We start from the raw sequence: 13,217 nt of genomic DNA on the forward strand, positions 1-13,217 counted from the left end.
AAATTTTAAAACAATTTATCCCATGTTAAAAGGATTCTTTCATGTACCAAAAGCGGTAAACGAGCCTGTAAAAAGTTACGCACCGAACTCACCAGAAAAAGCAGCTGTTCAGGCAGCTTATACCACAATGTGGAATTCTCAAATTGACGTTCCTTTACATATTGGAAGCGAAGAAATTAGAACTGGAAACACAAGAAATATTACAGCTCCTCACGATCACCAACACGTAGTTGGAAAATATCATTTAGCTGAAAAACAACATATCGAAAAAGCAATTGCTAATGCACTTGAATCAAGAAAAGCATGGGCAAATATGGCATGGGAACAACGTGCTGCTATTTTCTTAAAAGCTGCTGAACTTATCGCAGGACCATACAGAGCCCGTATTAACGCCGCTACAATGATTGGTCAGTCTAAAAATATTCATCAGGCAGAAATCGATGCTTCTTGCGAGCTAATCGACTTTTTACGTTACAATGTTGAGTTCATGACTCAAATCTATAACGATCAGCCAAAATCTGATTCTACTGTTTGGAACCGTGTAGAATACAGACCGTTAGAAGGTTTTGTATACGCAATTACTCCTTTTAACTTTACTGCTATCGCTGCAAACCTTCCTGCAAGTGCTGCCATGATGGGTAACGTTGTCGTTTGGAAACCAAGTGACAGCCAGGTATTTTCTACTAAAATTATTTTAGATGTTTTCAAAGAAGCTGGAGTTCCGGACGGTGTTATCAACGTAGTTTTTGGAGACGCTTTAATGATTACTGATACTGTTTTAGCAAGCCGTGATTTTGCCGGTGTTCACTTTACAGGATCAACTCATGTATTTAAAGATATCTGGGCAAAAATTGGTGCAAACATCCACAATTACAAAACATACCCAAGAATCGTTGGTGAAACTGGAGGTAAAGATTTTATCATTGCTCACCCAAGCGCAAACGTAAAACAAGTAGTTACTGGAATTACTCGTGGTGCTTTTGAATTTCAGGGACAAAAATGTTCTGCAGCTTCCAGAGCTTATATTCCACAAAGTTTATGGCCGGCTGTAAAAGAACAGTTGATTACTGATGTTAAATCTATGAAAATGGGTTCTCCAGAAGATTTTGGAAACTTTATTACAGCAGTTATTCACGAAGGATCTTTTGACAAATTAGCAAGTTATATTGATCAGGCTAAAAAAGATGCTGATGCTGAAATCATCATTGGAGGAAATTATGATAAATCTGTAGGATACTTTATTGAGCCAACGGTTATTGTAACTACTAATCCTAAATATACTACAATGGAAACTGAGTTGTTTGGACCAGTTATCACGATTTATGTTTACGAAGATGCTAAATGGGAAGAAACTCTTGAATTAGTTGATACTACTTCTGAGTATGCTTTAACAGGAGCAGTTTTCAGCCAGGATCGTTATGCAATTGAAGTAGCTACAACTAAATTGCAAAATTCTGCTGGTAACTTCTACATTAACGACAAACCAACTGGAGCTGTTGTAGGAATGCAGCCATTTGGCGGCGCAAGAGCTTCTGGAACTAACGATAAAGCAGGTTCTGCATTGAACTTATTACGTTGGGCTTCTCCAAGAACTATCAAAGAAACGTTTGTAACTCCGGAAGATTACAGATATCCATTCTTAGGTTAATCTGCTTTTAGAGTTGAGATTATACAAAGCCAGGGTCGTTCGAAACCCTGGCTTTTCAGTTTAATATCGCATCAGTTTGAATGATTTATTTTTTTGTAATACTTTTCTTATAATACTGAAATTCAATACATTAAGAATAGAAAAAGCCTATTTTAATACTTTAAAACCTTCTTGTTCCTGATTAAAAACTGCCTCTGTTTTACTTTTGTCTCATAAAAAATACTGTATTTAATTTTAAGCGAATAAATTAACTTATGAGAAATTTAAACAACATTCCAAAAGTAATTTCTGAATCTAAAAGCATTGGCTATCCTATTAATTTTAAATGGACAAAAAGAAAAATCGATCAATTACTGGATCCTCTTGAAGGAAATGAAGATCTTGAAAATACTTTAATGCAAATTAATCACAAGGGATCTATGGGGCTTACAGCTGCCTTGCTTGAATGGGTTTACTGGCGTTTTAACGGCTATACAAAGCATATAAATGATACCAAAAAACGTATAGAAGCCCTTTGGTGTTCGATAGAAAATAGAGAACAGACGAATCCTTTGTTATTTGACACTGATCTTGATATGCCGGCAACAGGGTCTGTAAACGGAGCTTTATGGATTGCCTTAATGGATGTAAGGCTAATCGATGTACATTATAGAAAAGGCTCTTATTTTTTACAAAATGAATTAACAGGATTGGTGTTATTAGCACGTCATATTATCCCAAAGAAGAAAAAATTTGATCAATGGCTTAGTGAAACGTTAACAAAACTGATTCTTCAGTATCCTTGTCCATATAAAAATCATGAGTTAAGCAATACTGATAAGAAAGTTTATGACTCATCGCATGAACCTGCAATTTCACGAGAATTTTTCTTTGATTCAGAGTTTGTATGCACTAGCGAAACATCACAAGATGCATTACATAACTTTATTGACAATTTAGATCTTAAGGCTAACCCTTTTGTAAATTATTCTCAAGGTATCTTAGTCAAATAAGATTAAGTCAAAAAAAGCCGGTCGAAATTTTGACCGGCTTTTTTTTATGTTCATTATACTAGCAGGATATTCTAAAAAGCTCTTGTCTACTCCTATTATTTTAAAAACTTTAGCACACAAAATCGTTATAATTAAGAAGTTTTTTCTTTTCAAACAGATCAGCAGTAATTCATAAAATACTTTAATTCAAATTAAAAAGCCGAATCTTTAATTTTAGACTCGGCTTTGTTATTGTTATGCTTTAAATTTCAAAGGAAGATGAACAACTTTCTTAGTTTCAAAAAATTCATCTTCAAAAAAATCTGCCAGATCGTATAAAGCAGCATTTGGAAAATCTTTTAATTCTTCGGCTAAATCGCCTCCTTTTAAATATAAGATTCCGTTTTTTAAAGTGTGTTTATGCTGTTTTTTGATTTTATCTTTTATCCATGAAACAAAATCAGGCATATTGGTTACGGCACGGCTTACAATAAAATCGAAGTCGCCTTTTACCAGTTCAGCACGTTTTTGTTCTGCCTTTACGTTCTTTAATTCTAACGAGTCAACAACTCCCTGAACCACTTTTATTTTTTTGGCAATTACATCAATCAGATAAAAACGCGTCTCCGGAAAAAGAATCGCTAAAGGAATTCCCGGAAAACCTCCGCCCGTTCCAACATCTAAAACGGTAGTTCCCGGTACGAATTTCATAACCTTGGCAATTCCTAACGAATGTAAAATATGTTTTGTATATAAAGAATCGATGTCTTTGCGTGAAATAACATTGATTTTCTCGTTCCAGTCGTGGTATAAAAAGTCTAATTTTTGAAATTGTTCGATTTGAAGATCAGTCAAATCAGGAAAATATTTCAATATCTCATCCATTGCTCTAAATTTTTAACAAAAGTACTACTTTACGATTGAAATATTTAACTCAATTTTGCAAATTGAAAATTTATAATAATTACCTTTGAAATCTATTTAAAATAATTATGAATAACAACGCACCTACTTTTGCAAGGCAAGACAATTTAAAGTTCTTCAGAACGCTTAATTCTCGTGTAAACAATTATTTCAAAGAAAACAACATCAAAAAAACCGGAAACTGGCAGCTGCATTTAAAAGCAGTTATTCTATTTGCCGTTTTTTTAACTCCATATTTTTTAATTCTGACTCTTGACATGCCTTTTTGGGTAATGCTGCTTTTATCTATCGTAATTGGTATAGGAATGGCCGGCGTGGGAATGAACGTCATGCACGACGGAAACCACGGATCGTATTCAACCAAAAACTGGATTAATAAATTTATGGGAGGAACTATCTATGTACTGGCAGGAAATGTTTACAACTGGCAGGTACAGCATAATGTACTTCACCACACATATACGAACATTCCGGGACATGACGAAGATCTGGATGCCGGACGTATTATTCGTTTTACTGAACATGCAGAATGGCATAGTTTTCACCGTTTTCAGCATTATTATTCTGTTTTCCTGTACGGATTATTAACTTTTAACTGGGCGCTTACAACAGATTTTAAACAGATGCGCAATTACATCAAAAGAAAATTATCGTACGGAGAACCAAAAAGCCCAAAAATTCTCTGGACAACTCTAATCATCACAAAAGTAATTTATTTGTCTATCTGGATTATTCTTCCAATACTTATTGGTATTACATGGTGGAAGGTCCTTCTTGGATTTTTCGTAATGCATTATACTGCCGGATTAATCTTAAGCGTGGTTTTCCAATTGGCACATGTTGTAGATCACACTACAAATCCAACACCAAATGATTTAGGAGAAATGGACAATACATGGGCTGTTCACCAATTGTTTACTACCACTAACTTTGCTCCAAAAAATGCCATTGTGAACTGGTACACAGGCGGATTAAACCATCAAATCGAACATCATATTTTCCCAAATATCAGTCATATTCATTATGGTAAGATTGCAAAAATTGTAAAAGAAACGGCAAAAGAATGCAACCTGCCTTATTATGAATACAAAACAATGCGAAGTGCCATTATTGCTCACTTTAAGCATTTACGTGATTTGGGAATGAAACCAGAATTATCCGTAAACTAAAAAAAATCTATTAATAATAACCTTCCTTAATCAACACAACAAATTGAGGACATCAAAATTTTTATAATGAACCATATTCTTTCGGACAGAATCAACAATCTAGCTACTTCGCAAACATTAGCCATGGCTGCTTTAGCCCGCGAATTAAAGGCACAAGGAAAAGACATTATCAGTTTAAGTTTAGGCGAGCCTGACTTTAATACGCCTGACTTCATTAAAGAAGCGGCTAAAAAAGCAATCGACGAAAACTACAGTACATATTCTCCTGTTGACGGATATCAGGATTTAAAAGAAGCTATCTGCAGAAAATTCAAAAGAGATAATGATTTAGAATACAAACCTTCTCAAATCGTAGTTTCTACAGGAGCAAAACAATCTTTATACAACATTGCTCAGGTAATGCTAAATGATGGTGATGAGGTAATCTTACCGGCGCCATACTGGGTTTCGTATTTCGAAATCGTAAAACTTTCAGGCGGAGTTCCTGTTGAGGTTCCAACTTCTGTTGATACTGATTTCAAAATTACTCCGGAACAATTAGAAGCGGCAATCACGCCAAAAACAAAAATGATGTGGTTCTCTTCTCCTTGTAATCCTTCTGGATCTGTTTACAGCAGAGAAGAATTAACCGCTTTGGCTAAAGTTTTAGAAAAACACCCAAATATTTACGTTGTGGCTGACGAAATTTATGAGCACATTAATTTCTCAGGAACTTTCTGCAGCATCGGTTCTATTCCGGGAATGTTAGAAAAAACAATCACTGTAAACGGAGTTGCAAAAGCATTTGCCATGACAGGATACAGAATTGGTTATATTGGAGCTCCGGAATTCATCGCAAAAGCGTGTACAAAAATTCAGGGACAAGTAACTTCTGGCGCTAATTCTGTTGCGCAAAGAGCTACAATCACAGCAGTAGATGCAGATCCAAGCGTATTAAACGAAATGGTAAAAGCTTTCCACGGACGAAGAGATTTAGTAGTTGGGTTATTAAAAGAAATTCCAGGTGTGAAAATCAACGTTCCTGAAGGTGCTTTCTATGTATTCCCGGATGTTTCTTCTTTCTTCGGAAAAACTTTAAAAGGAACTGAAATTAAAGATGCAAACGATGTATCGATGTATCTTTTAGCAGAAGCAAACGTTGCAACAGTAACCGGAGACGCTTTTGGAAATCCAAACTGTATTCGTTTCTCTTACGCAACAAGCGAAGATTTATTAAAAGAAGCTCTACGCAGAATCAAAGAAGCGCTGGCTGCATAACAATATTCTAAGTTTATTAAAACGGCTTAAGGTTCAAAAGTTTCATCACTTTTATACTTTAAGCTGTTTTTTTATGACATTAATTTAGGCGTGTTTCGCTTCTGTAAACCGACTTCCTCCGTCAGTCTCCGGGCTTTTGAATCTTCTCCTCAAACAAAACGGCACAAAAGAAGCATCAGTTCAGAAAGAAAAAATCTTCCCTTAATCAATTTAAATCTTCGTGAAATTTTTCCGAAACTTTCAAAATTCCCATTCCACAATATTATAAAACCCCGTACATAATCCTATAAAACACAACAGCTTATAAATAACAAACTTTGTAACATATTAATTTCAAAAATTATATGTCATGACAAATACAGATGAAACCACAAAAGAAGCAGTTAAAACTCTTGAAGGATTAATTTCAATTCTTGAAGATGGGAAACTAGGATATACAGATGCGGCACTGCATGTAGAAAATCCGGCCATGAAAACCGATTTTCTGGAATATGCCCGTGAAAGAGATTTATTTATTGTAGAATTACAAGACCAGATCAACAAATTAGGAAAATCGACAGATAATTCAGGCGGAGGTCCGCTTGGAGCCTTACATCGTACCTGGATTGACATAAAATCCGCTTTTACAGGAGGCGATACAGAAGCAATTATCAATGCCTGCATTACAGGTGAAGAAGCTGCTATCGAAAAATACAAAAAAGCTCTTGAAGAAAATCATTTAGAACACGATCAGGTTTACATTGTTTCTAAACAATTAAACAGTATTCAAAATACTTTATCGCAAATAAAAATGAGAGCAAACTAATCGATCGATCGATTCATGCTTTTTTTGAAAACCGCTTCAATCTTCGGACTGGGACGGTTTTTTTTATTTTGTTTAGATTGAAAATTAAATCTTACATTCGCCACGATCAAATTCTAACTTACAAATCATATTTAATGAAAATAACTTTAAACCTCTTTTTTATTCTTTTTACGATTTTCTTTACAAGTCAAACTCAAGCTCAAACCACAGGTAATTTTATAAAAGGCTCCATAGGTTACGGAGCAAGCAGTTCGTATTACATAGAAGATTATGGCAGTCAAGAGGACGTTGATGTTATGGGAGGAGGACTTTATCTCCAAGCTGAATATGTTATGGGAATAAAATCATGGTTTAGTGTAAGACCCTATGCCGGTGCCATTTTTGAATCTGTTGATAAAAATCAAAATATACAGAATCAGCCTCAGTATAAAGTAACGACAAATGCTTTTTTAATAGGTGGAAAAGTTCGTTTGTGCGCACCAATTCCTTGGGTTGCACCATTTGTTGAAGGCGGTATTGGAGCTTCAATTGGTAAATTTGAGACCCTGACCCCTTATGTTAATTTTAATAAAAGTGATGCTTTACTACATATTCCATTTAATTTTGGATTAGCTGTAGGCAGACATAATAGTCTGGAAATTGGTTTTTCAGGTTATTTCCATCCAGCTGCGAAACAATCAACTGGAGTTTTTGCTGTTGGATATAGTTTTCCATTAGATTAATTCAAAAAAAATGATGAGCAAGAAAAGACTTTTAACTTTGGCCTTACCATTAGCGCTTATCTTATTTATACTTTTTACAAAATGGTGGATTGTCGATGTTATTGACGGTTCTGATTGTGTTACGTATGGATTTCCCTTAATTTATAAAGCTCCGGCATTTCATACTTCTCTGGCACAACAGTTTTTTATACTAGAGTTCTTAGTTGATTTTATTACCTATTTTTTTATCGTCTTTACGCTGTTATTTTTGATAGATAAGTTTGGACTAAAAATAAAATTAAACAAAAAACCACTTATAATCATCTATACAATAGCAATAATACTATTCGGAATTGAAGCATCATTTGCAACGGTATTTGAAACCAGTTTTTCTATCCGACGAAATTTTGACATAGAGGTAAAACAAACCGGATTTAAATTTTACTTCTCTGAGGAAGAAAGAAACATATATCATAAGTTACATCAATAAATAAAGATCTTCATCCCCTATTAAGTTAACAATTTCAAAAAAAATCACTTCATTTCTAGCAATCTCAAATAATTTATAAGACCTTTGCAAACTTTTTTCCGTGAATACCACAAAGGCTAAAGTTTTAGAAATGAAGAAGAAAATAGAAATATTAGCTCCAGCAAGAGATTTAATCGGCGGAATGGCAGCTATTAACAGCGGTGCCGATGCAGTATATATTGGTGCGCCGCAATTTGGAGCACGTTCTAATGCCAACAACTCTATTGAAGATGTTGCCGCATTGGTAAAATATGCGCATTTATTTAATGCTCAGGTTTTTGTGGTAATGAATACCATTTTGTACGACAACGAATTAGAAACGTGTCGTGCCATGATTTGGGAATTATACGATATTGGTGTTGATGCCTTGATTATTCAGGATATGGCGATTATGGAAATGGACTTGCCTCCTATCGTACTTCACGCCAGCACACAAGCCAATAATCGTGATGCCGATAAAATTAAATTTTTGAAAGATGCCGGAATCAAACGTGTGGTTTTAGCACGTGAGTTAAACCTGCATCAAATCAAAACTATTTATGATCACGCTGATGTTGAACTAGAATTCTTCGTAACTGGAGCGCTTTGTGTTTCATTCAGTGGAAACTGTTATATGAGTGTAGCAAACGGAGAACGCAGCGCGAACCGTGGTTCTTGTGCTCAAAACTGTCGTTTACCATATAACTTAATCGACGGAAACGGAGATACTTTAATCAGAAACAGTCACTTGCTTTCGATTAAAGATTTAGATGTTTCAGATCAAATTCCGAATTTGATCGAAGCTGGAATTGTTTCTTTCAAAATTGAAGGACGTCTTAAAGATGTTGCTTACGTTAAAAACAACGTATCTTATTTACGTCAAAAATTAGATAGTTTCTTAGAAGGAAGTGATAAATACATCAAAGCTTCTTCTGGAAAATGTACTTATACTTTCGATTCTACTTTAAGCAGAACTTTCAACCGTGGTTATACAGATTATTTCGTAAACGAAAGACACGCTAGTATTGGTTCTTGGGAAAGTCCAAAATCAAAAGGGCAATATATTGGTAAATTAATCCGAACTATTGGAGACGCTTACGAAATCGAAAACGGTGAATTATTAAACAACGGAGACGGACTTTGTTTCATCAACGAAAACAACGAAGCCGACGGAATTTATGTAAACAAAGCCGAAAACGGAAAAGTGTATCCAAACGTTTTAAAAGAAATCAAAGACGGAACTTTCATTTACCGTAACAACGATACTGCTTTCATCAAAATTGTTGAAAGAGAAGATAGTGCGATCCGTAAAATTGGAACGACTTTATTGCTTACCGAAAACGAAAATGGTTTCGAATTAATCTCAACCGACGAAGACGGAAACGTGAGCACTGTAAAATTAGAACACGCAAAAGAGCCTACTAAAACTGGTGAATCAATCGAAGAAAATATTAAAGTCCAATTGGCAAAAACAGGTTTTACACCTTACAGCGCCGATGAAATCAATGTAATGTTCTCTCAAAACTGGTTCCTTCCTATTTCGAAAATCAACGAAATGAGAAGAAATGTTTTCGAACAATTATCAGAAATTCGTTTGGCAAACTATAAACGCGAAGAACATCAATTGGTAAAAACGTCACATCCTTATCCAGAAACGAAACTGGATTTTATGTACAACGTTTCGAACAAAACGGCTCGTAAATTCTACGAACGCCACGGTGTTACCGAAATCGAAAAAGCATTCGAATTACAATGGGATCCGGGAAAATCTCGTGTAATGACAACCAAATATTGCATCAAATACGAATTAAAAAAATGTCCGATTCACCAAAAAGATATTGTTGGTGTTAAGGTAAAAGAACCTTTGGTTTTAAAACAGGGCGAGTTAGAATACAAACTAAAATTCAACTGCAAACCCTGCGAAATGGAAATCTGGGAAAAAGATGCCGAATTTGAGATTGAAGAAGATCATTTTCATTAATATAAAAAAAGCGATACCTAATCAAGTATCGCTTTTTTATTTATTTCTTCTTTGTAGTTTTTGCTTTTGGTTCAGGCGGTGTAACCTTAATTTTTGTCGCCTTCAGTGCTGATTTTGGTTCGGCTTTTTTCTCTCGTTTTACATTATATAATTCTACAACCTTCTCAATATCATCATATTTAAATTCTTTATCTTCAATTTTTTTAGCAATTTCAGGACTATCGCTAAAATAGTAAACTCCGTATTCCTTAAAAAAAGCATTATATCCAGCAGAAAGAGCGTTTGAGCTCACAGAAACTAGCACAGGATAATCTTCATTGCTTCTCTTTAAATAATGATTGATCTCTTTAGAAACAACCTGCATTTTCTTTACCTTAATCTTTTCTTTCGTTTTCTCATCCTCAACCTTTACATCCTTTATTCCGTATTCTTCACCACCTAAATATAGAGAAGCTTTACCTGTCATAATTTTACAAATCCAGTTTTCATCAATAACTTTAAATTCCGTTCCCTTCTTTTTGTAAACCTTTGTTTTGGTTCTTACAAAAGTATAAGACAGCTTTTTATTATCATCAAAAATCTGAATTGAATCTATATCAGCACTAGCATACTTTTCATTCTGCTCACCAACTTTAATTTTTACTTTTTTATCCGCAAATGAAGGAAAGTTGACAATACCACTGATTTTTTGCTGATCTTTTTTAAAAATTACAGCATTAGCTTTTTGTTCTCCCATTCCAAAATTAAATGTAAGTCCTGCTGATTGTGAATGTACTAATGATGTCATGCATAAAGCACTCATTATTAAAATAAATTTTATTCTCATCTTATGATTATTTGTTTTGCGCGCAAATATAAAAATATAGTAAGGCTTACCTTGGAAATTACTGGATTAATTTAACCTGAATTTTCTACAAACACCTGTAGACGTTATTCATAAATAAAAGTATCTGAATTAGGGCGTGTTTCTGGTACGATTTCAACTTTGTGATTGTATAACTACCAAATCTTTAAAATCTGCGAAAGAACCATTCATAACCATTCTTTTAACTTAAAAAACAAAAACTTAGCGTTCCTTGCGTAAATCTTCGCGCTCTTTGCGGTTAAAAAAAGCTTTTTTTCCTACTTTTACTTTTCCAACAATACAACACTCCAAAATGAAAATACTACTTCTAGGTTCAGGCGAATTAGGCAAAGAATTTGCCATCGCTGCACAACGAATCGGACAAACTATAATCGCAGTTGACAGTTACAAAAATGCACCAGCCATGCAGGTTGCACACGGTTTTGAAGTCATTAATATGCTAGATGGCGAAGCACTTGACCGAATCGTAGCCAAACACAAACCGGATTTTATCGTTCCCGAAATCGAAGCCATCCGCACCGAACGTTTTTACGATTACGAAAAACAAGGCATTACGGTTGTTCCTTCTGCAAAAGCCGCTAACTTTACTATGAATCGTAAAGCAATCCGCGATTTAGCAGCAAAAGAACTCGGATTACGAACTGCAAAATATCAATACGCAACATCGGCAGAAGAACTTCAAAAAGCCGTTCAGGAAGTCGGAATTCCGTGTGTTGTAAAACCATTGATGTCTTCTTCCGGAAAAGGGCAATCGACAATTAAAACCGAAAGTGATATCGAAAAAGCCTGGCAGTATGCTGTTGCAGGTTCACGTGGTGATGTTATCGAAGTAATTGTAGAAGCTTTTGTAGATTTCCATTCAGAAATTACGCTTTTAACGATTACTCAAAACGGTAATCCAACTTTATTCTGTTCACCAATTGGTCACAGACAAGAAAGAGGTGATTATCAGGAAAGCTGGCAGCCTGCTTTAGTTTCAGAAAAAGATTTGTACGAAGCTCAGGATATGGCCGAAAAAATTACTGAAGCGCTTGGAGGCGCCGGACTTTTTGGTGTTGAATTTTTCCTGACAAACGAAGGCGTTTATTTCTCTGAACTTTCGCCGCGTCCGCATGATACCGGAATGGTGACTTTGGCAGGAACACAGAACTTCAACGAATTCGAATTGCATTTAAGAGCAATTCTAAGTCTTCCAATTTTCGAAATCACTTTAGAAAAAGCCGGAGCAAGTGCTGTAATTTTAGCTTCGGAAGATTCGACAAATCCAACTTTTACCGGAATTGAAAAAGCAGCGGCTTTACCTAAAACCGATTTCAGGATTTTCGGAAAACCAACCTCAAGACCTTACCGAAGAATGGGTGTCGTTTTAAGTCACGATACACTTTCAACCCCAATCAATGAAGTAACAGAACGCGCCAAAGAAACGGCGAAATTAATAACTGTAAATTCTTAATTATGAAAAATATAGTATTAGCAGCATTTCTTTTTATTGGAATCGCTGTACAGGCACAAAGCAAAAAGAAATTTGACAAACCAACAGTAGTTGAAGCTTCCTGCGGAGAATGTCAATTTGGAATGAAAGGCAAAAGCTGTGATTTAGCTGTCCGTATTGACGGAAAAACCTATTTTGTTGACGGAACATCCATTCACGATCATGGAGATGCACATTCAGATAAAGGTTTTTGCAACGCCGTTAGAAAAGCTTCTGTTACAGGAGAAATTGTAGGCAATAGATTCAAAGCAACTTCATTTACTTTAATTGACGATAAAAAATAATGGCATTAATTCTTGAAAACATTGCCAAACACGTTTCGCTGACCCCGGAAGAACAGGCGCTTTTTTTATCTAAATTAGAAACAAACACATACAAAGCCAAAACGCTTTTATTAAATGCCGGCGAAGTTTGTAAACATTCGTATTTTGTAAATTCCGGCATTTTAAGAAGTTTTAATATCAATGATAATATTGTTGAACATGTCCTTTCTTTTGCCTGCGAAGGCTGGTGGATGAGTGATATGTACAGTTTTTTTTCGCAGAAACCGGGACAGCTTTTTATTGAAGTTCTCGAAGAAGCCGAAGTGGTTTCATTATCCAAAGAAAATCAGGAACAATTGTATCTTGAAATCCCAAAACTGGAACGTTTTTTCAGGATTTTAATTGAAAATTCATTAGTAGCGAATCAACAGCGATTAATGGACAACTTAAGTTTACCAGCCGAAGAACGCTTCGAAAAATTCACTAAAAAATACGGAACATTAGTTCACAAAGTTCCTCAAAAACAAATTGCTTCTTTTATTGGGGTAACACCTGAATTTTTCAGCAAAATGAAAGCCCGGCTTTTGAAGAAATAGATTTTTCCGCCGCGAACCGAACGAAAGTAAACCTACG

General features: G+C 35.2%; 13 protein-coding genes. 11 read left to right on the forward strand and 2 right to left on the reverse strand.

Annotated features, from left to right (window positions below; translation table 11 throughout):
• Positions 1-22: 22 nt before the first annotated feature.
• Positions 23-1,648, forward strand: coding sequence for an L-glutamate gamma-semialdehyde dehydrogenase (gene pruA / locus OZP11_RS10925; protein WP_281235234.1), 1,626 nt, complete (start codon positions 23-25; stop codon positions 1,646-1,648).
• Positions 1,649-1,902: 254 nt separating this feature from the next.
• The gene (locus OZP11_RS10930) at positions 1,903-2,640 is read left to right on the forward strand and encodes a hypothetical protein (RefSeq protein WP_281235235.1); all 738 of its coding nucleotides are present in this window, start codon (positions 1,903-1,905) and stop codon (positions 2,638-2,640) included.
• Between the two features lie 234 nt (positions 2,641-2,874).
• Here OZP11_RS10930 and rsmG read toward each other — a convergent pair whose 3' ends face one another.
• A complete protein-coding gene (gene rsmG, locus OZP11_RS10935) occupies positions 2,875-3,504 on the reverse strand; it encodes a 16S rRNA (guanine(527)-N(7))-methyltransferase RsmG (protein ID WP_281235236.1) in 630 nt (209 codons plus the stop codon).
• A 107-nt stretch (positions 3,505-3,611) separates the two neighbouring features.
• On the opposite strand from rsmG, the gene OZP11_RS10940 reads away from it, so the two are divergent.
• From OZP11_RS10940 to OZP11_RS10965, 6 genes are all read left to right on the forward strand, one after another.
• On the forward strand, positions 3,612-4,712 hold the full coding sequence (locus OZP11_RS10940) for a fatty acid desaturase family protein (protein ID WP_281235237.1): 1,101 nt from the start codon (positions 3,612-3,614) through the stop codon (positions 4,710-4,712).
• Positions 4,713-4,778: 66 nt separating this feature from the next.
• The gene (locus tag OZP11_RS10945) at positions 4,779-5,969 is read left to right on the forward strand and encodes a pyridoxal phosphate-dependent aminotransferase (RefSeq protein ID WP_281235238.1); all 1,191 of its coding nucleotides are present in this window, start codon (positions 4,779-4,781) and stop codon (positions 5,967-5,969) included.
• A 349-nt stretch (positions 5,970-6,318) separates the two neighbouring features.
• Entirely contained in the window at positions 6,319-6,774 is a 456-nt protein-coding gene (locus OZP11_RS10950; protein ID WP_281235239.1) for a ferritin-like domain-containing protein, read from the forward strand.
• 134 nt (positions 6,775-6,908) lie between these two features.
• Complete coding sequence (locus OZP11_RS10955; RefSeq protein WP_281235240.1) at positions 6,909-7,496, forward strand: hypothetical protein; 588 nt, start codon at positions 6,909-6,911, stop codon at positions 7,494-7,496.
• A gap of 10 nt (positions 7,497-7,506) precedes the next feature.
• Entirely contained in the window at positions 7,507-7,965 is a 459-nt protein-coding gene (locus OZP11_RS10960) for a hypothetical protein (RefSeq protein WP_281235241.1), read from the forward strand.
• Between the two features lie 130 nt (positions 7,966-8,095).
• Positions 8,096-9,964, forward strand: coding sequence for a peptidase U32 family protein (locus OZP11_RS10965; protein WP_281235242.1), 1,869 nt, complete (start codon positions 8,096-8,098; stop codon positions 9,962-9,964).
• A gap of 40 nt (positions 9,965-10,004) precedes the next feature.
• Here the strand turns inward: OZP11_RS10965 and OZP11_RS10970 are convergent, their stop codons facing one another.
• On the reverse strand, positions 10,005-10,790 hold the full coding sequence (locus OZP11_RS10970) for a hypothetical protein (RefSeq protein ID WP_281235243.1): 786 nt from the start codon (positions 10,788-10,790) through the stop codon (positions 10,005-10,007).
• Positions 10,791-11,121: 331 nt separating this feature from the next.
• Between OZP11_RS10970 and purT the strand changes: the two genes are divergently transcribed.
• From purT to OZP11_RS10985, 3 genes are read left to right on the forward strand one after another with little or no spacing between them, the layout of a single operon-like run.
• Positions 11,122-12,282: a formate-dependent phosphoribosylglycinamide formyltransferase gene (gene purT, locus OZP11_RS10975; protein WP_432419656.1), complete on the forward strand. Its 1,161-nt coding sequence runs from the start codon at positions 11,122-11,124 to the stop codon at positions 12,280-12,282.
• A 2-nt stretch (positions 12,283-12,284) separates the two neighbouring features.
• Positions 12,285-12,605: a DUF6370 family protein gene (locus tag OZP11_RS10980; protein ID WP_281235244.1), complete on the forward strand. Its 321-nt coding sequence runs from the start codon at positions 12,285-12,287 to the stop codon at positions 12,603-12,605.
• A complete protein-coding gene (locus OZP11_RS10985; RefSeq protein WP_073407828.1) occupies positions 12,605-13,180 on the forward strand; it encodes a Crp/Fnr family transcriptional regulator in 576 nt (191 codons plus the stop codon). Before OZP11_RS10980 ends, OZP11_RS10985 begins: the two co-directional genes overlap by 1 nt.
• Positions 13,181-13,217: the final 37 nt, after the last annotated feature.

The organism is Flavobacterium gelatinilyticum, assembly GCF_027111295.1.
In the GTDB taxonomy this organism is placed as follows: domain Bacteria; phylum Bacteroidota; class Bacteroidia; order Flavobacteriales; family Flavobacteriaceae; genus Flavobacterium; species Flavobacterium gelatinilyticum.